Source organism: Erythrobacter sp. MTPC3 (genome assembly GCF_042854385.1).
GTDB lineage: Bacteria > Pseudomonadota > Alphaproteobacteria > Sphingomonadales > Sphingomonadaceae > Erythrobacter.
Map to the genome: position 1 here is coordinate 282502 of NZ_BTGP01000004.1, position 20795 is coordinate 303296.

Consider the following 20795-nt stretch of genomic DNA (forward strand, 5'->3'; position numbering starts at 1 on the left):
AATTCAGCCCGTCCCGGATTGGGCAGTTGGCGCTGACTGGGCTGAAACTTTTTGCGCGGATCTGCGCTGATTGGTTGTGACAACCTATCGCCCCTCCTTCTTTTACAATCGCAGACTTCACACCTTGCGGAACACGACGGGGAACCTGTCAACGCATTCTCATCCCTTGCCGATTAGGACGGGGGAATGAGCTTGACCCTATCCTCTCTCATCAGCGCCATTTTGAAATTTGGCGCAGTGGCCCTCGTCCTGAATGAGGTGCGCGGCATCATCCTCGCTGTGCCGGTGCTGTTTGCCATGGTGCATTCCGGCGGGGAATTGATGGCGATCTGGGTCGGTTTTTGCTCATTGGCGGGCATTGCGATTTCGGTGATTGTGCCTTTGTTTGCGGCCAAAAAGATCGACCGGCTGGTCAAGGACAGGGCTGCAAAAGCCGGACCGGCGCAGCCACAGCCTGCCTAACCGGCGCGCAGCTCTTCGGCGAGCAATCTGAAATCCTGTTCGCGCGGAGAATTCTTCCGCCATACAAGCGCAATTTCGCGCTTTGCCATTTGCCCTTCAACCGGGCGCGCAACCACCTGTGTCCCGTTCAGGATACCGGCGTTTATCGCCATTTCTGGAAGCATCGTCAGCCCAAGATCATGGTCCACCATCTGCACCAGGGTGTGCAGGCTGGTGCCGATCATCGAGGCACTCGCGCGAAGCTCGCTCCGGTTGCACGCGGCAAGCGCGTGTTCGCGCAGGCAGTGTCCATCCTCCAGCAGTAACAGTCGCCCCTGATCGATCATTTCAGGAGGGATTTGCGCAGGCGGATCGCGCGGATCGTCTTTCGGGAATGCAACAAATAACCGGTCGTCGGAGATATGTTCAATCTCTGCATCGCCGGTGTCGAATGGCAGCGCCAGCAACACGCAGTCGACGCGGCCATGCTGAAGCGATTCGACCGCATCATGGCTGGTTTCCTCGCGCAGCATCAATTGCAGGTCCGGTCGTTCTTTTTTGAGCCGCGGCAGGATGCGCGGGATCAGGAAAGGCGCAATCGTCGGGATGACGCTCATGCGCATCTGACCCGATAGCGGCTTTCCAGCGGCCTGCACCAGATCGGACAATTCCTCTGCCTCACGCAGCAGGCGGTTCGCTTTCATCACCACCTGTTCGCCCAGCGATGTAAAGCGCACCACGCGGCGGCTGCGTTCGACCAGCGTCACACCCAGCAGCGATTCCAGCTCGCGGATGCCTGCGGAAAGGGTCGATTGCGACACGAAGCTCGCCTCTGCAGCGCGGCCGAAATGGCCGTGTTCATGCAGCGCGACGAGGTATTGCAGCTGTTTGATAGTGGGCAGGTAGGTGCTCAAATCACTCCGCCGCCTGGGCGTCCTCCATGCTGGCCTGCATGTCATCGATATGCGTCATTTTCAGCTTGCCGCCCTCGACTGCGAAGGCCAGCCGCCCCTCGACCAGTTCCAGTGCATCCTTGCCGAACACGTCATACCGCCAGCCTTCGAGCACTTTAAGATCGCGCATCCCTGCGGCGAGCGCCTCCATCTCGTCCGCGCGGGTCAGCAGGCGGGGCGCCACGTCGATTTCGCGGGCGCGGATTTTCAGCAGCAGTTTGAGGAGATCGGCGACCAGCGCGCCCTCTTTACCCAGCGGGGCGCCGCGTTTCATTTTCTGGGGCATTTCATCTTTCGGAAGAGGTTCGGCATCGGCGATAACCTTCATCAGCCGTTTGCCAATGTCATTGTCGCGCCACGCCGATGACAGCCCGCGCACCTTGGCCAGATCGGCCTGTTTTTTCGGAGGGTGGCTGGCAACATCGGCCAGTGTTTCATCGCGCATGATCCGTCCGCGCGGAATGTTCTTGTGCTGCGCCTCTCCCTCGCGCCATGCGGCCAGCGCCTTTAACCGGCCCAGCACCTGCGCATTGCGTCCGGGGGAGCGGATGCGTTTCCATGACTTGCCTGGGTCGATGATGTAATTGTCGGCATCGGCCAGTTTTTCCATCTCGGCATTCAGCCAGTTGCCGCGCCCGGTCTTGATCAGCTTGTTAAGCAGCTTTGGAAAAATCACGGAAAGGTGCGTCACGTCGCCAATCGCGTATTCGATCTGCCGGTCGGTCAGCGGGCGGCGGCTCCAGTCGGTAAAGCGCGCGCCCTTGTCCACGACGATGTTCAGCCATGTATCGACCAGGTTGGCATAACCGATCTGTTCGGACTGGCTGACCGCCATCATGGCGATCTGCGTGTCAAAAATGGGGAAGGGGGTCTTGCCCGTCAGATTGACGATAATTTCAACGTCCTGCCCGCCTGCGTGGAAGACTTTCAGCACGTCATCGTTTTCGCACATCAGGTTGAGCAGCGGTGTGAGGTCAATTCCGTCGGCCAGCGGGTCGATCGCGGCGGCCTCTTCCGTATTGGCGATCTGCACGAGGCAGAGTTCCGGCCAATATGTGTTCTCGCGCATGAATTCTGTATCCACGGCGACAAATTCGGATTTGGCAAGCCGCTCGCACAGGTCGGTCAGGGCTTCGGTGGTGGTAATCAGATCATGTATTTTCATAACACTCTTGTCTGTTTGAGCGGAGTACCGCTCTCGGGTAATGTCCCAGGGGCCAGTCAGACTGGCTCGCGTCACTTGACAAACCGCCATGCTTGCCCTGTTAGCCCGCCCTTATCCCGCAGCGAAAATCATAGGCTGCGAAACGCCAAATTCATTGCGACGCGCGCTTAGCGCCATACGCCCAAACAGGACAAGAGTTTAGATGCACGCTTACCGTTCGCACACTTGCGCACAGCTTTCCGCTGAAAATGTCGGAGAAACCGTCCGTTTGTCCGGCTGGGTGCACCGTAAACGCGACCATGGCGGGGTTCTGTTCGTCGATTTGCGCGATCATTACGGCATCACCCAGATTGTCGCGGACGAAGATTCGCCCGCGCTGCCCGTGCTGGAAAAGCTGCGCAACGAATCGGTTGTGACTATCGACGGTGATGTGAAGGCGCGCACGCCGGAGACGGTGAACACCGATTTGCCGACGGGAGAGATTGAAGTGTTCGCGCGGGAAATCACCGTGCAAAGCGCGGCGGAAGAATTGCCGATGCCGGTTGCAGGCGAACAGGAATATCCCGAGGAAATCCGTCTTAAATACCGTTTCCTCGATCTGCGGCGCGAAACCATGCACCGCAACATCATGCTGCGCAGCCAGGTCATCACCTCGCTGCGTCAGCGGATGATCGGGCAGGGCTTTACCGAGTTTCAGACACCGATCCTGACTGCATCGTCACCCGAGGGTGCGCGCGATTTCCTCGTGCCGTCGCGGATGCATCCGGGCAATTTCTACGCGCTGCCGCAGGCCCCGCAGATGTTCAAACAGATGCTGATGGTCTCCGGTTTCGACCGGTATTTTCAGATTGCGCCGTGTTTCCGCGACGAAGACCTGCGCGCCGACCGCAGTCTCGAGTTTTACCAGCTCGATTTCGAGATGAGCTTTGTAACGCAGGAAGACGTGTTTCAGGCGCTAGAGCCAGTGCTTGCCGGAGTGTTCGCAGAGTTTGCCGATGGCAAGACGGTGACTGCGTCAGGCGAATTCCCGCGTATCCCCTATGCCGAGGCGATGCTGAAATACGGCACCGACAAACCCGACCTGCGCAACCCGCTGATCATCAGCGATGTGACCAGCCATTTTGAAAAGAGCGGCTTTGGCCTGTTTGAAAAAATCGTGGGCGGCGGCGGCGTTGTCCGCGTGGTGCCTGCGCCAAAAACGAATGAGAAAAGCCGCAAGTTCTTCGATGATATGAACAACTGGGCGCGCAGCGAAGGGTTTGCAGGACTAGGCTATGTCACCCGTAAGGGCGGCGAATTCGGCGGTCCGATTGCGAAAAACCATGGCCCCGACCTGATGGCGCAGCTTTATGACGAGCTTGGCCTTGGCCCTGATGACGGCCTGTTCTTCGCCGCTGGCAAGAAAAAGGATGCCGCCAAACTCGCAGGCGCAGCGCGCACGCAGGTTGGCGAGCAGCTTGATCTGATCGAGCCGGATTGCTTCAAGTTCTGCTGGATTGTCGATTTCCCGATGTACGAGTGGGACGAAGACAACAAGAAAGTCGATTTCTCGCACAACCCGTTCTCCATGCCGCAGGGCGAGATGGATGCGCTGGAAAACATGGACCCGCTGGAAATCAAGGCGTGGCAGTATGACATCGTCTGCAACGGCTATGAGCTGTCATCGGGTGCAATCCGAAACCACCGCCCGGACATCATGTACAAAGCGTTTGAAATCGCAGGCTATGACAAGGCCACAGTCGACCGCGAGTTTTCGGGCATGATTGAGGCATTCAAACTGGGCGCGCCGCCGCATGGCGGGTCTGCACCGGGTATCGACCGCATCGTCATGCTGCTCGCCGGGGAAGAGGCTATCCGCGAAGTCATCGCCTTCCCGATGAACCAGAAGGGCGAGGATCTGATGATGAGCGCGCCTTCGAAGGCAGAACCGGCGCAATTGCGCGAACTCTTCCTGCGTACGGTGGAGCCGCCCAAGAAGGCCGAGCCGGCGCCCAAGAGCACCTTAGACACCTGAACACGAAAAAGGGCGCGGAAACTAATCCGCGCCCTTTCTGTTCGCATTATGTAGTTCGAGATCAATCGTGCTGGCGCGCGATCATGTCTCCAAACTTTTCGCCTTCGCAAATTTCGGCATAACACTGCTGTACGATTGCGCGTTCCTGCGGATCGAGATCGTCGTCGTTCAGGGCGCTTTCAAACTTCTCTTTGATGTAATCTTCGCCTTCCTCAACACGCTCTGCCGCAGCTTCGTTGCCGCTTTCGAACATGTCGGTGATGCTCGCCCAAAGTTGATGAGCTTCGCCGGTCATCGTGCCTTTCGTGACGAGTTCGTCGCCCTGACGCTGAAGTTCAGCGTTCATTTGGCTGAGCGTCTGCTCGCGTTTCTGACAGCGCTGGTGCAGCGCTTGCTTCAATTGCGGGCTGTCTGCCTTCTCTGCGGCTTTGCGATACCCTTCGACCGAGTCGAAAGTCGTGTCGGTGAGGGACTTAAATGTGGTGGTAGCCATTGTAATAACTCCTCTTTTTAGATTTATACCCTACCAATCCCCCGAAGCGTGTTTGGCTCCCAATGAAATGTCGGCGTGATCGCGAACTAGCGGACGCACGGTGCGGACTGCCGCAGAATCGCCGCTGCAGGCTCCGTGAGAAGCACGAAATCGCTTTGCGCGTTGCGTGATTAGAATTCGGTCCTAGCGCCCTGGACGTGCGCCCGGTTCGCTACCGCGCTTCAGGTGCGGCTGCAGCTGCGTCTTCGGGCAGGCCGCCAAGGTCGTAGACCAGCTTTGTATACGCATCGAGATAGGCGAGCACGATAACCTGGCCGATCTCTGTGTTCTGGTAACCGCTGGCACCGACAGCGCCGAAACCGGTCCACCAACCGCCGCCCGCGCCGCCGCGGAAACTCAGGTCGCTTTTGCGTGCGTAGCCTTCGACCAAAGCCTCTTCGACCGTGGTGCGTGCGTTGACCACCGAAAGCGTGACGTTGGCTTCTTTCTTTTTGACATTAATCCCGCCGGCGATCCCGCCGAGGAGTCGCCGACCCAGCAAACCGCCGAGCGCAGCGCCCACTCCGCCGCCGCCGCTATTGTTGTTGGTGGTTACGATATCGGGCTGAAGGAAATAATCCGCCGCCTTGACCTGTCCGGCGCCAAGGTTTGAGCCTTCCTGTAACTCGCCCTGGTCGGCCAGCGCGCGCTCCATTGCGCGGCTGCGCATGGAACGGCCGCGATTGACCAGCGTAAAGCAACCCGATCTCTGGACGAATATTCGCATGATCGCCTCAGGGCTGCCGAGGCTAAGTTCCCGCCACCACTGATTGTCCGGTTCGACGATTGCGATGGTGCCGAGGTTGCGCGAGCACTGAGGAATTTCAGCGGTTCCCCGCTCCTGATCCTGACGCCCCGACGAACGGTCCTGTGCGGCGGCTGGAACTGCGCCCAGTGCGAAAATGGTTCCGGCGACTGCTGCAAATAGCGAACTTTTCAACATGCATCTTGCTCCTGCTCAAAAAGAGAATGACGCGGGTCTCAACAATTTTGAATACCCGGCAAGCATGCGTTCCCGACCCTGTCCTAGCACAGATGATGAGAAATTCCATCGCGGGGCATTATCAAAGTAAGCAGGCATCGCGGGCGTGGGTGTCCGGATCGCGCAGTGCCAGCACAAAAATGCGCCCGACCAAAGGGTCAGGCGCATTAGTGTGTTGCGGATGATATTGTATGGCCGTCATGCGCGTCTCGATAGCGTCATCGAGCCCAATCTAAAAAGCGCGCTTCGACCATTTTGCTGTAAGGTTCGGGCGGAGCGCGGCGCGGCACAAGTCCGCGGCGCTCAACACCCTAAGGACGCTCATCCATGCGCCCTATCGCGTCTTACGAGTATTGCGTTTCCAGCATTTCGCCAAAGCGTTCACCTTCGCGAATTTCGCTGTACGCATTCTGGACGATCATGCGGGTGGAACCGTCCAGCCCGTTCTCATCATCTTCCAGCACATCGCGGAACTGGTCGGCGAGGTATTCTTCGCCTTCCTCGACACGCTCTGCTGCGGCTTCGTCACCGTTGGAAAACGATTCCGTGACGTTCAGGAATGTCTGGTGCATCTGGCCCATCGTGCTTGACGAGGTTACGGCGTTTTCGCCGCCTGCCATCAGTGCCTCGTTCAGCTTGTTCAGCGTATTCTGACGCTGGCCTGTCCGGCGCTCCAATGCTTGTTTCAATGCCGGGCTCTCGGCCTTTTCTGCGGCCTTGCGATAGCCTTCGACTGAGTCAAAGGTTGTTTGGGTTAGTTTCTTCAATTTTTCGGTAGTATTTGTCATGGGTCTCCTTGAGAGGTTTTCATTCCGTGTGGGCTTCGCTTTTTGCGCCGCGCTTTCAATGACTTAACGGTCTTAGGGCGCAAATCGTTCCGCTAGCTCGCCAGACCGGACTCCAGCTGCGATGAATTGCAGAAATGTCCCGCAAATGGTTGATTCATCGCAGAATTGCGGCGCATTCAGAAAACCTAAAGCTCCGCGTCCTCAAGACGATGATTAAGGGAACGAGGGGCGAATTTTATGCCGAAACAGTCTGTTTATTGGCGTGCAAATGCCGCCGCTCTCGCTGTCGTGGGGACTGCGGTGATGGGCGTATCGCCGGTGGCCGCAGAAACCTTCCGAGTGGAGGGGCTGTACGGTGCAGAGGCCGATATTCCAGCCGACGTCGAGATACTGGCCGCAGAAGAATTCGCTGGCGACTGGGGGTATGGTCTTCAAGCCAGCGTGACTGATGTTTTAACCCGTCCGGTGCCCGATTTTGGTGTGTTATATCAGGTGGTCCCTGCCAGTCTTGTCCAACGCGACCGGGTGTTCATCGTCGAATCGAACACATCGGACGAAGCCGTGCAGGAAGCTATCGAAATCCCTGAAGAGCCTTTCGATGCACCTGACGCGCTTTTGCGCGGGGCGGCATTCGGGCGCATCGATGATACCGCGACCAGCGCCAAGAAAAAGAGCGAGTGCATCCGCCGCGACGATGATGGCAAATGCGTCGCGAAAAGGAAATTCACCGTGCCGTGCCGCATATTGACGGTGCATTACGATGGCAGCGTCATGATCGTCGCACCCGATGGCCAGCGTCTTTATGAGCGCAGCGATACGCTGTCGAATTCGCAGACCTATTGTCAGGGCGAAAGCGCAACTCCTGATCCCGATACCATGCTGGGCGGCCTCGCATCGCAGTTCATTAGCCGCGTCAGCCGCGATCTCATGCCGCGCTACGTTGAAACGGATCTGCGTCTGCTCGAGCAGCGCAAAGGTCTGTCAAAGAACGATCGCCGCGCGTTCAAGGCGGCGCTAAAACTGACGAAGAACGATCCATATGGTGCCTGCCTCGGCTTTCGCGCATTGGAACAGGCGGACCCTGATCACATGTCAGTGCTGTTCAACATTGGTCTGTGCGATGAAAGCGAACACGAGCTTGACCAAGCCGAGGCGTATTATGACCGCGTTCTCGCGCTGGAGCCTGGCAAAAGTTACCCGCTCGCAGGCCTTGAACGGATCGCGGCGCGCCGTGCCGGAATGGCGCAATTGCGCGGCCGCAGTGCATTGCGTGCTGACAGTTTCGGGGGTGCAGGCGAAACGCTCAAGCAGTGAGCCTTTATACGCGCGGATCGCCGCCGTACCCGCCGATTGCGGTGCAAAACGTCTGCGATCTCTTGCGATCTTGGCCGCAGCGCATAAATACTGCGCCGCGTTGTCCAGCTACATCAATGCAGGGGCGCGGGGCGGGGGCAAGATCATCTGCACTTGCGCTCAATCGAACCGCCCTCTAGGGCACCTTTGGTTTTCTAACCCCAATTCAAGAGGGATACACATGAGCGATACTGCCGACCGCGTGCAGAAGATTGTTGTCGAGCACCTTGGTGTGGAAAGCGACAAAGTTACTCAGGAAGCAAGCTTCATCGATGATCTGGGCGCAGACAGCCTCGACATTGTTGAGCTGGTGATGGCGTTCGAAGAAGAGTTCGGCGTTGAAATCCCCGACGACGCTGCTGAAAAGATCAGCACTGTCGGCGATGCAACCAAGTTCATCGAAGAACACAAGGGCTAATCGCCCCCAGTTCACCCGCGCTGCGGGTGTCTGACCGACAGGCCCGAGCCCTTTTAAAAAAGGGTCGCGGGCCTGTAGTGTTTTAGGGTCGGCGTCAGGCTGGCTGAAGATACGCCCTCAGAGGCATTTGGAGAGTTGAATGCGCCGTGTCGTTGTAACCGGACTTGGCCTTGTCACCCCGCTTGGCGGAGATGTCGAAACGAGCTGGAAAAACCTGATCGCTGGTGAAAGCGGTGCAGGCCAGATCACCCGTTTTGATACGTCTGACCAGAAATGCACCATCGCCTGCGAGGTGAAGGATAAAGACCACCCGTGGGGCTTCGACGCTGACAAACGCGTCGATCACAAGGTGCAGCGGCAAGTCGATCCGTTCATCATCTTCGGTATCGATGCCGCCGGTCAGGCGCTCGAAGATGCGGGCCTTACCGACATGACTCAGGCCGAGAAAGAGCGCACCGGCTGCTCCATCGGATCGGGTATCGGCGGATTGCCGGGTATCGAGAAGGAAAGCATCGTCCTGCATGAACGCGGCCCGGCCCGTGTCAGCCCGCATTTTGTTCATGGCCGCCTGATCAACCTTGTCACCGGACAGGTTCAAATCAAATACGGCTTCATGGGCCCCAACCACGCTGTCGTAACAGCATGTTCCACCGGCGCGCACTCGATTGGCGATGCGGCCCGGATGATCGCGATGGACGATGCCGACATCATGCTGGCAGGCGGCGCGGAAAGTACGATCAATCCGCTGGGGATTGCCGGTTTTGCACAGGCACGCGCGCTCAACACCAGCTTCAACGACCGCCCGACAGAGGCCAGCCGTCCGTATGACAAAGACCGCGAAGGCTTCGTGATGGGTGAGGGCGCAGGCGTCGTCGTCCTAGAAGAATACGAACGTGCCAAGGCGCGCGGCGCGAAAATCTATGCCGAGGTGACCGGATACGGCCTATCCGGTGATGCCTACCACGTCACCGCACCCCATCCAGAGGGCAAAGGCGCGGAGCTCGCGATGCGGATGGCTTTGAAAAAAGCGGGTCTGGGGCCGGGCGACATTGATTATGTCAACGCCCACGGCACCAGCACGATGGCAGACACCATTGAACTGGCGGCGGTGATGCGCGTGCTGGGAACCGACTTGGGCGGCGCTTCGATGAGCTCGACCAAATCTGCCATCGGCCACTTGCTCGGCGGTGCAGGCGCGGTGGAGGCGGTTTTCTGCATTCTCGCCATGCGCGACGGGATCGTTCCGCCAACGCTCAACCTGCACAATGCGGATGAAGGCACCGAGGGCATCGATCTGGTCCCGCTGGAGGCGAAAAAGCGCGAAGTGCGCGCAGTGCTTAACAACAGCTTCGGTTTTGGCGGCACAAACGCGTCGCTGATCATGCAAAAGGTCGATTGATCCGGTGAAACGCCTTGCCCTGCTAGTCGTGGCTTTGTTCGTGCTGGCGGCGGCAGGGCTGGTGATCGCCAATTCCTACCTCGGTTCAGCCACAATCGAAGAGGAGACGGCGTTCATCATTCCGAGCGGATCTTCGCTGGGAAAAGTCGCTTACAAGCTGGAAGAAGAAGGGCTTGTCTCCTCGGGCGAGGGCTTTCTGATGCGTGCGCGGCTGTTCGGCTCCGATGATCCCATTCAGGCAGGCGAGTTTGCCTTGACGCCAGACATGGATCAGGGCGACATCCTCGGCGCGTTCCAAAACGGCGACGTGGTCCGCCGCTTCGTCACCATCCCCGAAGGAATGCCGTCGGTGCTGGTGTGGGAAAAGCTGATGGAGCAGGAATTGCTCACTGGCGAAATCGACGTGCCAGCCGAAGGGTCCGTTTTGCCGGATACCTATTCGTTCGAACGCGGGCAGGACCGCGGGGAAATCGTCGCCCAGATGCAGGCGGCGATGGACGATTTTCTGGCGGAGGCATGGGAAGGGCGATCTGCCGATACCGCGGTCGATAACCCGCGCGATGCAATCATCCTCGCCTCGATCGTCGAAAAAGAAACCGCGCTGGCAGATGAACGCCGCATGGTTGCCGGCGTCATGTCGAACAGGGTGCGGATCGGCATGATGCTGGGCGCGGACGCGACGACGATCTATCCAATCACAAAGGGCAAGCCGCTGGGCCGCCGCATTCGCGTATCCGAACTGCGCGATCCCAACCCGTACAACACCCGCGCAATTTCCGGGCTGCCGGTCGGCCCGATCACCAATCCGGGCCGCGAAAGCATCGCAGCGGCGCTGGACCCGGCAGAAACGGATGCGCTGTATTATGTCGCAGACGGAACGGGCGGCCACGCCTTCGCGCGCACCCTCGCCGAGCATAACGAGAACGTGCGCAAATGGCGCGCGATCCGCCGGGAACGCGGCGAAATCGAATAATTGCGAGGAAAGCGGCGTGTCCAACCCCTTCATCGTCACAGCCAAACTGCCACCCGGCGTGCACGACTGGGCGAACGCGCTGCGCAAAGAGCACTTCCCGCCAGAGCGCAATCACCTGCACGCCCACGTGACCATGTTCCATTCTTTCGCGCCATCGCTGCTCGAAGAACTAAAGACGTTCCTGCCCCTCATCGCCAAGGAGTTTGCCCCGCCGCAGGCCTGCATCTCCGGGCTGATGGATCTGGGCAAGGGGACGGCCATACGGCTCGAAACGCCGCAATTGCTGGCGATAAGAGCGATGATAGCGGATCACTTTCAAGGGTCGCTGATAGAGCAGGACCTGCACGAACCGCGCCCGCACATCACCATCCAGAACAAGGTTTCGAAGCAGGAAGCGCGCGCCTTGCAAGCGGCCCTGGCTCCGACGATCGAGGAGCGCGAGTTCCGGTTTCCCGCGCTGGAGCTGCACCGCTATCTGGGCGGACCATGGGAAGCGGTTAAGGCAATTCCCTTTCGCGGGAAGGCAAGGCCATGACGGTGCATTCAAACAAGTGCGCAACAACGGTTGACCACAGCGCAGCCGCGCCCTAAACGCGCCGCTCGTTTGAGGCATTGATCCTCGCGAATCCCGATTGGGGCGGAGTAGCTCAGGTGGTTAGAGCAGCGGAATCATAATCCGCGTGTCGGGGGTTCAAGTCCCTCCTCCGCTACCAATCCCGAATCCGCATGGGTTCGTGGTCCTTCGGAAAAGTCTAAAAAAGTAAAACGAATCAGTATCCTATCGCTGGGTTCAGTCCGCGTGTGTTCGCTTGCATTCGCTTGCAGCCGGATTTGGTGTGGGGGTATTTTGGGGGTACTTTTCTGGGGTTAGCAAATGGAGCGATACCCCCAATGGCTTTGAAGGAAATCCAGATCAAGAATGCCCGGGCAAAAGATCGGCCCTACAAGCTCGCGGATGGGGAGGGGCTTTTCCTCTTTGTTAAACCGAACGGATCGAAACTCTGGCGTTTGAAGTATCGATTTATGGGAAAGGAAAAGTTGCTTTCTTTCGGTGCATATCCGGACATCGGAATTTCTGCGGCGAGAGAACTGCGTGCGATTGCGAAAGGCGCTCTGGCTAAGGGCGAAGACCCGATGATCGTTAGACCGGGGAAGGGCTCCCGTGATGGCGAGACACTGAGGAGTGCTGCCACGCTATGGCACCGCAACCGAGAATGCAGTCTTGATCCTGCACATGCAAAGCGGGTCTGGGCCCGCTTGGAACGCGATGTCTTTCCTTCTCTCGGCCATATGATGCTGGAGGATATCTCGCCCCCGGATGTCTTGAGGGTCATTAGGAAAATCGAGGATCGCGGTGCGCTCGACATAAGCCGACGTGCCAAGCAGAGTGTTGGCCAGATTTATCAGTTCGCCATTGCGAGCGGCATCTGCAGCAGTGATCCGACCGCTCAGCCGCGGCAGCTTTGCGCCCCACAATCGGACATAGGAGTGGACATTAGCAATGCCCCAAAGCAGCCATTCCGACTTTGCTGTTCAACGTCCTGTTATGGAGGTGGAAGGGGGCATTGTTCTCGGAGATCTCATTGCTGGTGAGGCTATCAAGGAATCTAGAAAGGACTCCCATTTTGGGGGCCTTGTAGGCTTGTCTTGACGCAGCAGACATTGTTGGGCCCTTTCCATTGTCTCACGGCAAAATTACTAGTCGTGGGCTCGGCCGAAATACGCGCACTCAAGGAAAACAAGGATCAGTTTGCATTCGAAGTCAATGGGATTTAGACTTGGTCCTCGGGAGAGGCGCAAAAGCACTAGATGTTGGATCAAACAGACTTCGTATTCCTGCCAGGATTTATGTGCGACGACCGGCTGTTTGCTGCAGTTTCGCAAGCTTTGTCACGTGCGGGGCAGACTTGTTTGAGCGGTGACCTGTCGTCTCACGACACGATCAAAGCGCTAGCCACCGCCACCCTTGATATCTCGCCACGGTCATTTGCTCTTGTGGGCCTTTCAATGGGCGGGATCGTCGCGCTTGAAATGCACCGACAAGCCCCTGAGAGGATAAGCCATCTGGCACTGCTCAACACGACATATCGTGCGGATAGAGCAGGGCCAACGCGCCTCAAGCAGCTGGAGCGGGTTAGGCAAGGTGAGCTTGATCTTGTGCTGCGCGATGAGCTGAAGCCAAACTATATGCACCCCGATAACCGCAGCCAAGAGCGCCTCGATTTGCTCGCTAGAATGGCGGGTACGCTTGGCGAAGAAGTGTTTGAACGACAAACGCGCGCATTGATGCAACGGGAAAATTATGCGGACCAATTGGGCCGTATCGATTGCCCCACGTTGGTTCTAACAGGCGCAGATGATGAGGTTTGCCCCCCAGAGGTGCACTGCGAAATGGCGAAACGTATAAGTGGTTCCGAGCTTCAGATTGTGCCGCAATGCGGCCACCTTTCTGCATTGGAGCAACCAGACGCGGTCACATCGGCTCTGCTTGCTCTGGTGGGCAGTCAGGTCTGTTCCGATACACCCTTGCCACAAACCCAGACCGCCTGAAGGACATTACACCTTGCAAGAACTCGGTATCTCTTTCGGCATGCTCAATTGGACCATTGTCGTTGCATATCTGATCGGAAACCTGTTCCTTGGTTGGCGCATGAGCCGACGGATTTCGAGCGCTGAGGACTATAACTTCGGCGATCGCTCAACGCCTTGGTGGGCCATCGGCATATCGGTCATGGCAACCTATGTGAGCGCGCTTTCGTTCCTTGGAGGGCCTGCATGGGCGTACGGCGATGGTATGGCGGCGCTGGCGATCCATATCAACTATCCGCTCGTGATCTTTGTTGTGATCGTGTTCTTCCTGCCGTTCTTCTTCAACAGCGGCCTATCTTCGATCTACGAGTATCTGGAGCGGCGCTTCGGCCCGACCTCGCGCACTGTCATGAGCCTTTTGTTCATGATGTCGCAGTCGATCACCACTGCCTCGATCCTGACCGCAACCGCTATCGTTGTTACATTCGTCACCGGGATTGAGCCACGGACCGCGATTGTAGCGATGAGCGTGATTGTGGTGCTCTATACGCTAATGGGCGGAATGAATGCGGTAATTTGGACCGATGTTTTGCAAGGCGTCATTTTGTTCATTGGGGCGGGCGTTGTTCTTTACTTCCTCCTTGTCGATGTCTCGCCAATTTCAGGGGCGCTCAGCCTATTGGCACAAAATGAGAAGCTCAATCCCCTTAACACCAGCCTCGACCTGAGCATCGCTCCCACCGTTTGGTCAGGAGTGCTGGCGATGACGCTGTTCCACATCACCGTTTATGGCGGCAATCAGATGATGGTGCAGCGCGCTATGGCGGCCAAGAACATTGGCGATGCGAAGAAGAGCTATTTGATGATGGGCTACGGCGCGTTCTTCATCTACTTTTTGTTTTTCTTCATCGGTGCGCTTTTGTTCGTCCATTTTGACGGGCGCCCGTTTGATCAGAGCAATGAGATCATCCTCACCTTTGCCAACTCGCTCGCTATTCCAGGCTTGATGGGCATTCTGGTCGCAGCCGTGCTTTCTGCCTCGATGTCGAGCCTATCATCGGCTTTCAACTCGCTTTCCACCGTGAGCGTCGTGGACTTCTACAAGCCTTTTGCGAAACAAGATGGCAGCGAAAAACACTACCTCAATGCTTCTCGGGTGTTCACACTTGTTTGGGCGGTGATCGTCATTCCTATGGCCTTTGCCTTTATCGAAAGCGGTGGCTCGATCCTTGAGACACTGTCCAAGGTTGGCTCATACTTGGTTGGGGCAAAACTGGCGATGTTCGGGCTTGGGTTCTTCTCCAAACACACCAATGAAAAAGGGCTGTTGATCGGCGTTGTCGCAGGCTTTGTAAGCCTTGCGCTTGTTACTGGATATGTAGGCTTTGAAGGCCTCTATCCAGAGCTTGCATGGCCTTGGTATGTGGTGCTTGGTGGCGGGGTGAATATCACCGTATCCTGGGTCGCAAGCGTCCTATTGGGTGGCTTCCAAAGCGATTGGCATGAGCATTCGGTGCCGGGTCAAAAAGCAAAATTCGCCGCCTCTGGTGCGCCTCAGTCTGAAAACGGTTGGTACGTCGTCCCCGGCCTTGCCGAAACGCCAGTTTGGGGCCTTTTGATTACCTTTGCCGCCATCATCCTTTTCCTCGCGTGGTTCGCCAGCCTCGCCTGATCCCGAAGAAAGACACATACATGCGCAACACCGATTTCATCCATACGACCCATGTCGGAAGCCTGCCCCGCTCCAAGGCGGTGACGGATCTGGTTTTCGCACATGAGGCAGGGGAAGAGCTTGATGCAGCTGAGTTTAGTGCAACCTTGAAATCGGCGGTCGCTGATGTGGTCGCGCGCCAGAAAACCGCCGGCGTAACCGTTGTTTCCGACGGCGAAATGAGCAAGATATCGTACGCGACTTACATCAAGGATCGGATCACTGGTTTTGACGGCGACAGCCCGCGCCGCCCTCCCTCTGACCTCGAAGAGTTTCCAGGGTTTCTGGAGCGTCAGGCTTCGTCTGGCGGTACGCCCACGTATAAGCGTCCGTGCTGCGTGGGTCCAATCGCGGTCAAATCGATGCAGCCTTTGGCCGACGACCTTGCGAACTTCTCTGCCGCATTGGAAGGGTCCCCGGACCTCCATGGCTTCATGAACGCAGCTTCCCCCGGCGTCATCGCGTTGTTCCAGCCCAATGAGTATTACGAGCATCAGGACGATTATCTTGAGGCGCTGGCTGAAGGGATGCGCCCGGAGTATGAGGCGATTGTTAAGGCGGGCTACCTTTTGCAACTTGACAGCCCCGACTTGGGGCTTGGCCGTCATATGATGTTCAAGGGGCGCCCGGATGAAGAGTATATCGCGCTTGCCAATGGCCATGTGGATGCGCTCAATCACGCGCTTCGCAATGTGCCAAAGGACCGGGTGCGTATGCATGTGTGCTGGGGCAATTACGAAGGCCCGCACCACCACGATGCACCGATGGATGTGGTTCTGCCGATTGCATTGCGTGCCAATATTGGGGGGCTTTTGTTCGAAAACTCGAACCCTCGGCATGCGCATGAGTCGACCGCTTTTGAAGCCGCGGATTTGCCTGAAGACTTAACCCTCATCCCCGGCGTCATAGACAGCACCAGTAATTTTATCGAGCATCCTGAACTGGTCGCGCAGCGCATTGAGCGCTTCACCAATATCGTTGGCCGAGAGCGTGTGATTGCAGGTTCTGACTGCGGCTTTTCTACCTTCGCAGGGTTTGGCGCAGTGGACGAGGACATCGTCTATGCTAAGCTTGGAGCGATGGCAGAGGGTGCTGAAATCGCAAGCAAGAAGCTGTGGGCATGAGCTTTAAGGACCGCCTCTGTGCGGGGGAGCCGCTGATCGGCACCTTTCTCAAGACGCCTTCACCGATGGTGTGTGAGGTTTTGGGTCGGACTGACTGCGATGCAGTGTGCATTGATGCTGAGCACGCACCGTTCGACCGCCGCGATATTGATGTTTGCATCCACGCACTCGAGGGAGCGCAGAAGCCCTCTATCGTGCGTATTCCAGCGCTTCGGTCCGAGTACATCTTGAACGCACTTGATTGCGGAGCCGAAGCGATTTTGGCGCCGCACATTGCGAGCGCTGAGGATGCCGAGTTCCTTGTGAACCAATCCACTTATGGGCGTGGGCGCGGGTTCGCCGGGTCCTCACGCGCGGCAGGCTATATGGCGCGCGGCATGGCTGAACATATTGAGACGAGCAATGCGGGCCGCACGGTTATCGCTCAGCTTGAGGACAAAGAGGCACTCGACAATCTCGATGCGATCTTGGCCGTGGAAGGGATTGACTGCTTCTTTATCGGGCGTGCGGATTTGACCGTCTCGCTGGGCCTCAACAACCCGAATGACGCCGCCGTGATTGAGGCAGTAGAGCATATTTGCCGGTCGGCCGTTGGGGCAGGGCGCCGTGTAGGCATGTTCACCTCCAACCTTGATGAGATCCCTAGGTGGAGGAAACTTGGCGCGACGCTGTTCCTTTTAGGCTCAGATCATTCGATGATGCTCGAAGGCGCAAATTCGCTCACCAGCAAGGTCCGTGCGCACTTCTAGATGAGGTAGAAGCGATCCGCATTGCCAGCAAACATGGCATCGATTTCGGCAGGGGTGAAGCCCTGAACGATTTCAAGATATGTGCCCATGGTCTCGGAGTAGGGCTTGTACAGCTTGTCGACCGGAAAGTTTGATCCAAACGCGATACGAAGCGGGCCAAACAACTCGATCGCCGGCTCAATCAGCATTTGCGCATAAGGCCGGCTCCAATCATGATCGAACATTCCGAAGCCTGAGAGCTTGCACATCAGACCTGGGATTTCAGCGAGTTTTGCCAGTCCAGAAAGCCACTGTTTTGTGCCAGATGGCGAAAGATCGCTTGGACTGCCAGCGTGGCAAAGAGCCACCTTAAGCCCGTCAATCTGGCTCAACACCTGTGCCGCGCCTTCCATCAGAGGCGGCGTAAGCTGCAAATCGAAGCTTAGACCACGATTGGCAAGCTCCCTTAGCCCTTCGGCAAATTTAGGATTGGAAAGTAGAGTGTTTGTGCCGGACTTGGCGTCTTCCTCCGCGCTGCGGCCAACGATTTGGCGGACGCCTCTAAATGCTGTGCATTCGCTGTGCTGGTCGAGCACTGCCCCAAGGTCATCCGCGCACAAATCCGCAAACGCCACTATCGCGTTAGGGAGGCCGCCTTTATCGGCGCTTGTTTGAAGCCAGCGCGTTTCTTTAAGGCTGTCTTCGAGAGCGACACCCACTTGTACATGCACCGATTTTGTAACCGGCAGATCGGCAAAGTCCGCGCGCAAATCTTCGACCAGATAGTCGCGCTGAATGGGGGCTGGATCACCGAAGAAACGCTTCACTCCGCGTTCCATCAGCCATGGGTAATGGCAATAGGACAAGTCCCACAAATGGTGGTGCGCATCGGTTATCTGCGACGGGATATACATGCCGCTCAGCTCGCCAATTGGCGGCGCAGAGCAATATCGTCCCAAATGGTCACTTCCTCGGCAATCCGGCCTGAGATGATCCGCCAATGGGTCACGCCGATGATTAGCGCGCGATTGCCCGTTGGCGCTCCATAAATACCTTCTTTCGAGTGCACTGCGGCCATGGTCCAGCGCACCGCAATATCGCTTCCGGCATCGCTAAGATAGGGCACACGCGCCAAGTGATCCACGCGGAAATTCAAGTCAGAAAAGCAACCAAAGACCTCGCTTGCAGCATCCGCCATTTCGCTCTCGCCATAAAGCGAACGCAGCGAAGGCCATGTAGTCTTCACCCGGAAATCATAGGCATCAAGCCAAGCCCCGCCACCATTGGGTGTCCACAATCTGCCCAGCACATAGGTCGCAAGCGCTCCCGGGTCAGACGCTGCATCCGTAGGTGCTTTGGCAAGAGGCAGGGGCCGTGCCATCACGTCGGCGCAATCGGCGGCATGATGCTCGATCAGCGAAAATCCATCCACCTTGTCCTTCGCCGCCTGCGCCTCGGCCATGGCTTGCGGGTCATGCCCCAATTGCATCGCCATCGCGGCATAGTCTCTCGCAAGCCACTCTTCATAGATGCGATTGTCACGGCAGGCGCAATCGGCAATCGTAATAACTTTGATACGCTTACCCGTCGCAGGGCCAAACTCGGTTTCGCCCAAATTGGTCATCGGGCTGTTGATTAGGTGCGAAGAATAAAACTTGCCGTCCCCATCATCGGACCAGATCACGTTGTCGGGATTGAGGTGCCGGTCAGGAAAACTCTCAAGCGTTGCGAGGGTGTTTGCGACAACGGTGTCTGCGCCGATAATATCGCCCGCCATCGTATGAATGGCGCAATCTTCGGTGTAGTATTCTCGGCAAAGTTCCACCCGGCGCTCGTGCCAGATCCGGTCGGTTATGCGCACGATAAAATCGGGAAAGTCGACAAATTCTTCGTCAAATCCTGGCAGCTCCATGCGTCTGCCGGGCACTGGATTGAGGAGATCATTCTCGCTTGTCGTGGCGACTTCGGTGATGGGCAAAGTGCTCATTGCGCGGTCCACCCTCCATCAACAAGCAGGCTGTGCCCGGTTACCATTTTGGAGGCAGACGAGCTGAGATAGATCACCGCCTCAGCCACATCTTCAACGCAACCCACTTTGCCCAAGGGGATGGAATTTTTGACAAATTCGGCAAACTTTGGGTCCGCGAGCATAGGCTTCGTCATAGGTGTCTCGATAAAAGTGGGAGCGACGGAATTGACCCGGATTCCTTGTGGGGCAAGCTCCACGGCAAGCGCTTTAGTCAGTCCCTCGACCCCGTGTTTGGTCATGCAATAGACCGTGCGGCCGGGTGATCCGACGTGCCCCATCTGCGAACTGATGTTCACAATTGCAGCGCCTTCATACATCAGTGGCACGCTGGCGCGAGTGATCCGATAGAGCGAGCGCAGGTTCAGATCGAGCATCACATCAAGGTCATCATCGCTCACTTCAACCAGCGGTTTTGGACGATTTGTGCCAAGATTGTTGACTAGGATATCGAGTTTTGAGAGGGTCGCGATCCGCTCCAAAAACCCATCACCGCTCGCATCTTCTGCCCAAGTTTCGCCGCGCGCGCCAAGCTCATCATCAAGGGTAGCGAGGTCGTCAGAGGCACGCGCCACTGCGATCACATGCGCGCCCTGTGCTGCAAGGCCAAGCGCAATTGCGCGGCCAATCCCTTTACTCGCGCCTGTGACGAGCGCGGCTTTTCCTAAAAGCGAGGTACCCATTAGTGCGTTGCTGGCAGGGTTGTGCCAGTCACTAAGACTGCAATCGCTGAGGTTTCGCCTGAGTTTGTGAGAGCGCGTTCAATACCCGGCGCTATGCTCGCCGTGTCGCCTGTACCCAGTTCATGATCAGGGGTCAGCTGGATGGTGCCAGCCTGGACAAAAACCACTTGATTGTGAGCCTCTCGCCCAAGGTTTAACTCTGCTCCGGCCTCCAAGCGCACTTCTTCCACCTCGAACTCATGCGGCCAGCTCAATTGTCCTTCGCGGTGCACAATCTTGCGCCGAACCGCGCCATCGACCTTTTGCGAAGGAACTTTGTCCTCGCCAAGCGCGCAGCACTTGCGCAGCGCTGCATCATCAAAGCGTTGCAGTGCATCAACCTGCTCGCTCGACGTGGCTGGCATAGGTTTCATATCCTCGCTGAGCGTTTCACCAGCAGCGGTATCAATAAGCATGCCGTTTTCGAGGAGGACAAGCCCATACTCGCTGGCCATATCAAAGACATGGGGTGCCCAAAGGACCTGGCCCGGATCATCGCCTCCAAGGACCGCAAAAAGGAACCCTGTGTCCTCGCCGATGTTTTCAAACCCTCGGAAAACCTGTGTTGGGATCGAAATCGCGTCACCGGGACCAAGCACAATCGAGGCGTCCTCTCCGGTCTCTCCAAGATCGAAGGACCATTTGCCTGTGTGAACGTAAAAGAACTCAGCGGTCTCATGGCTGTGCTGAGAATTCACACATCCTGGCGGCTGGCGCGCACCGCCGATATTGAAGCCATGGGGCTCAGCGATATGGACATGTTGGCTCGGGTTTTCCGATACACCGGGCCCGATGATTGTGAAGTTTTCTTTCTGATCAGAGCCGGGCGTGCGAGTGTCGATGAAGGCGTCAAAGCACGGCCTCAATTCATCGTATCGCACCACTCGAACCGCAGCAGATTTTTCGCCCTGCTCCATTGCTTTGTCTCCCAACTCGT

General features: G+C 57.3%; 21 protein-coding genes and 1 tRNA gene. 13 read left to right on the top strand and 9 right to left on the bottom strand.

Features of this window, described 5'->3' with window-relative positions; translation table 11 throughout:
• Positions 1-186 precede the first annotated feature (186 nt).
• The gene (locus tag ACGHU1_RS07985; RefSeq protein ID WP_390585452.1) at positions 187-462 is read left to right on the top strand and encodes a hypothetical protein; all 276 of its coding nucleotides are present in this window, start codon (positions 187-189) and stop codon (positions 460-462) included.
• Here ACGHU1_RS07985 and ACGHU1_RS07990 read toward each other — a convergent pair.
• Positions 459-1355 (bottom strand): hydrogen peroxide-inducible genes activator, encoded by an 897-nt coding sequence (locus ACGHU1_RS07990; protein WP_390585455.1) that lies wholly within the window; start codon positions 1353-1355, stop codon positions 459-461. The genes ACGHU1_RS07985 and ACGHU1_RS07990 overlap by 4 nt on opposite strands.
• 1 nt (position 1356) lies before the next feature.
• Positions 1357-2559, bottom strand: a complete 1203-nt coding sequence (gene rnd, locus ACGHU1_RS07995; protein WP_390585457.1) for a ribonuclease D — start codon at positions 2557-2559, stop codon at positions 1357-1359.
• A gap of 202 nt (positions 2560-2761) precedes the next feature.
• Here rnd and aspS point away from each other — a divergent pair, with 202 nt between their 5' ends.
• Complete coding sequence (gene aspS, locus ACGHU1_RS08000) at positions 2762-4573, top strand: aspartate--tRNA ligase (protein WP_390585459.1); 1812 nt, start codon at positions 2762-2764, stop codon at positions 4571-4573.
• A 61-nt stretch (positions 4574-4634) separates the two neighbouring features.
• Here the strand turns inward: aspS and ACGHU1_RS08005 are convergent, their stop codons facing one another.
• The 3 genes from ACGHU1_RS08005 to ACGHU1_RS08015 form a co-directional block, all read right to left on the bottom strand.
• Entirely contained in the window at positions 4635-5066 is a 432-nt protein-coding gene (locus tag ACGHU1_RS08005) for a PA2169 family four-helix-bundle protein (RefSeq protein ID WP_390585462.1), read from the bottom strand.
• 211 nt (positions 5067-5277) lie between these two features.
• The gene (locus tag ACGHU1_RS08010) at positions 5278-6048 is read right to left on the bottom strand and encodes a CsgG/HfaB family protein (RefSeq protein ID WP_390585464.1); all 771 of its coding nucleotides are present in this window, start codon (positions 6046-6048) and stop codon (positions 5278-5280) included.
• A 383-nt stretch (positions 6049-6431) separates the two neighbouring features.
• Positions 6432-6875 (bottom strand): PA2169 family four-helix-bundle protein, encoded by a 444-nt coding sequence (locus ACGHU1_RS08015; protein WP_390585466.1) that lies wholly within the window; start codon positions 6873-6875, stop codon positions 6432-6434.
• 237 nt (positions 6876-7112) lie between these two features.
• Between ACGHU1_RS08015 and ACGHU1_RS08020 the strand changes: the two genes are divergently transcribed.
• From ACGHU1_RS08020 to ACGHU1_RS08070, 11 genes are all read left to right on the top strand, one after another.
• The gene (locus tag ACGHU1_RS08020; protein ID WP_390585469.1) at positions 7113-8189 is read left to right on the top strand and encodes a tetratricopeptide repeat protein; all 1077 of its coding nucleotides are present in this window, start codon (positions 7113-7115) and stop codon (positions 8187-8189) included.
• A gap of 220 nt (positions 8190-8409) precedes the next feature.
• Complete coding sequence (locus ACGHU1_RS08025; protein WP_390585472.1) at positions 8410-8646, top strand: acyl carrier protein; 237 nt, start codon at positions 8410-8412, stop codon at positions 8644-8646.
• 139 nt (positions 8647-8785) lie between these two features.
• Positions 8786-10045 (top strand): beta-ketoacyl-ACP synthase II, encoded by a 1260-nt coding sequence (fabF, locus tag ACGHU1_RS08030; protein WP_390585476.1) that lies wholly within the window; start codon positions 8786-8788, stop codon positions 10043-10045.
• 4 nt (positions 10046-10049) lie between these two features.
• Positions 10050-11018, top strand: coding sequence for an endolytic transglycosylase MltG (gene mltG, locus ACGHU1_RS08035; RefSeq protein ID WP_390585478.1), 969 nt, complete (start codon positions 10050-10052; stop codon positions 11016-11018).
• Positions 11019-11034: 16 nt separating this feature from the next.
• A complete protein-coding gene (locus ACGHU1_RS08040) occupies positions 11035-11553 on the top strand; it encodes a 2'-5' RNA ligase family protein (RefSeq protein WP_390585481.1) in 519 nt (172 codons plus the stop codon).
• A 101-nt stretch (positions 11554-11654) separates the two neighbouring features.
• Positions 11655-11731: transfer RNA gene (locus ACGHU1_RS08045), tRNA-Met, on the top strand.
• Between the two features lie 178 nt (positions 11732-11909).
• The gene (locus ACGHU1_RS08050; RefSeq protein ID WP_390585483.1) at positions 11910-12611 is read left to right on the top strand and encodes a tyrosine-type recombinase/integrase; all 702 of its coding nucleotides are present in this window, start codon (positions 11910-11912) and stop codon (positions 12609-12611) included.
• 216 nt (positions 12612-12827) lie between these two features.
• Positions 12828-13568 (top strand): alpha/beta fold hydrolase, encoded by a 741-nt coding sequence (locus ACGHU1_RS08055; RefSeq protein WP_390585486.1) that lies wholly within the window; start codon positions 12828-12830, stop codon positions 13566-13568.
• 13 nt (positions 13569-13581) lie between these two features.
• On the top strand, positions 13582-15219 hold the full coding sequence (locus ACGHU1_RS08060; RefSeq protein WP_390585489.1) for a sodium/solute symporter: 1638 nt from the start codon (positions 13582-13584) through the stop codon (positions 15217-15219).
• A 20-nt stretch (positions 15220-15239) separates the two neighbouring features.
• Positions 15240-16382 carry a cobalamin-independent methionine synthase II family protein gene (locus tag ACGHU1_RS08065; protein WP_390585492.1) on the top strand — a complete coding sequence of 381 codons (1143 nt, stop codon included), beginning with the start codon at positions 15240-15242 and terminating at the stop codon, positions 16380-16382.
• Positions 16379-17131 (top strand): HpcH/HpaI aldolase/citrate lyase family protein, encoded by a 753-nt coding sequence (locus ACGHU1_RS08070; protein WP_390585494.1) that lies wholly within the window; start codon positions 16379-16381, stop codon positions 17129-17131. Before ACGHU1_RS08065 ends, ACGHU1_RS08070 begins: the two co-directional genes overlap by 4 nt.
• Here the strand turns inward: ACGHU1_RS08070 and ACGHU1_RS08075 are convergent.
• Genes ACGHU1_RS08075 through ACGHU1_RS08090 form a run of 4 tightly spaced genes read right to left on the bottom strand, consistent with a single transcriptional unit; the run spans position 17128 to position 20775 of the window.
• Positions 17128-18024, bottom strand: a complete 897-nt coding sequence (locus ACGHU1_RS08075; protein ID WP_390585497.1) for an amidohydrolase family protein — start codon at positions 18022-18024, stop codon at positions 17128-17130. The two genes, ACGHU1_RS08070 and ACGHU1_RS08075, sit on opposite strands and share 4 nt — an antisense overlap.
• A 5-nt stretch (positions 18025-18029) precedes the next feature.
• Positions 18030-19097: an ester cyclase gene (locus ACGHU1_RS08080; protein WP_390585499.1), complete on the bottom strand. Its 1068-nt coding sequence runs from the start codon at positions 19095-19097 to the stop codon at positions 18030-18032.
• Positions 19094-19819 (bottom strand): SDR family NAD(P)-dependent oxidoreductase, encoded by a 726-nt coding sequence (locus ACGHU1_RS08085; protein WP_390585502.1) that lies wholly within the window; start codon positions 19817-19819, stop codon positions 19094-19096. Before ACGHU1_RS08085 ends, ACGHU1_RS08080 begins: the two co-directional genes overlap by 4 nt.
• Positions 19819-20775 (bottom strand): cupin domain-containing protein, encoded by a 957-nt coding sequence (locus ACGHU1_RS08090; RefSeq protein ID WP_390585505.1) that lies wholly within the window; start codon positions 20773-20775, stop codon positions 19819-19821. The genes ACGHU1_RS08085 and ACGHU1_RS08090 overlap by 1 nt, the downstream gene beginning before the upstream one ends.
• Between the last annotated feature and the right edge of the window lie 20 nt (positions 20776-20795).

What these genes read in the sequence shown, in the direction of transcription:
- ACGHU1_RS07985 (WP_390585452.1), top strand. Translation starts at nt 187, where the DNA reads ATGAGCTTGACCCTATCCTCTCTCATCAGCGCCATTTTGAAATTTGGC.
- rnd (WP_390585457.1), bottom strand. Translation starts at nt 2,559, where the DNA reads ATGAAAATACATGATCTGATTACCACCACCGAAGCCCTGACCGACCTG.
- aspS (WP_390585459.1), top strand. Translation starts at nt 2,762, where the DNA reads ATGCACGCTTACCGTTCGCACACTTGCGCACAGCTTTCCGCTGAAAAT.
- ACGHU1_RS08005 (WP_390585462.1), bottom strand. Translation starts at nt 5,066, where the DNA reads ATGGCTACCACCACATTTAAGTCCCTCACCGACACGACTTTCGACTCG.
- ACGHU1_RS08010 (WP_390585464.1), bottom strand. Translation starts at nt 6,048, where the DNA reads ATGTTGAAAAGTTCGCTATTTGCAGCAGTCGCCGGAACCATTTTCGCA.
- ACGHU1_RS08015 (WP_390585466.1), bottom strand. Translation starts at nt 6,875, where the DNA reads ATGACAAATACTACCGAAAAATTGAAGAAACTAACCCAAACAACCTTT.
- ACGHU1_RS08020 (WP_390585469.1), top strand. Translation starts at nt 7,113, where the DNA reads ATGCCGAAACAGTCTGTTTATTGGCGTGCAAATGCCGCCGCTCTCGCT.
- ACGHU1_RS08025 (WP_390585472.1), top strand. Translation starts at nt 8,410, where the DNA reads ATGAGCGATACTGCCGACCGCGTGCAGAAGATTGTTGTCGAGCACCTT.
- fabF (WP_390585476.1), top strand. Translation starts at nt 8,786, where the DNA reads ATGCGCCGTGTCGTTGTAACCGGACTTGGCCTTGTCACCCCGCTTGGC.
- ACGHU1_RS08050 (WP_390585483.1), top strand. Translation starts at nt 11,910, where the DNA reads ATGGCTTTGAAGGAAATCCAGATCAAGAATGCCCGGGCAAAAGATCGG.
- ACGHU1_RS08055 (WP_390585486.1), top strand. Translation starts at nt 12,828, where the DNA reads ATGTTGGATCAAACAGACTTCGTATTCCTGCCAGGATTTATGTGCGAC.
- ACGHU1_RS08065 (WP_390585492.1), top strand. Translation starts at nt 15,240, where the DNA reads ATGCGCAACACCGATTTCATCCATACGACCCATGTCGGAAGCCTGCCC.
- ACGHU1_RS08070 (WP_390585494.1), top strand. Translation starts at nt 16,379, where the DNA reads ATGAGCTTTAAGGACCGCCTCTGTGCGGGGGAGCCGCTGATCGGCACC.
- ACGHU1_RS08075 (WP_390585497.1), bottom strand. Translation starts at nt 18,024, where the DNA reads ATGTATATCCCGTCGCAGATAACCGATGCGCACCACCATTTGTGGGAC.
- ACGHU1_RS08080 (WP_390585499.1), bottom strand. Translation starts at nt 19,097, where the DNA reads ATGAGCACTTTGCCCATCACCGAAGTCGCCACGACAAGCGAGAATGAT.
- ACGHU1_RS08085 (WP_390585502.1), bottom strand. Translation starts at nt 19,819, where the DNA reads ATGGGTACCTCGCTTTTAGGAAAAGCCGCGCTCGTCACAGGCGCGAGT.
- ACGHU1_RS08090 (WP_390585505.1), bottom strand. Translation starts at nt 20,775, where the DNA reads ATGGAGCAGGGCGAAAAATCTGCTGCGGTTCGAGTGGTGCGATACGAT.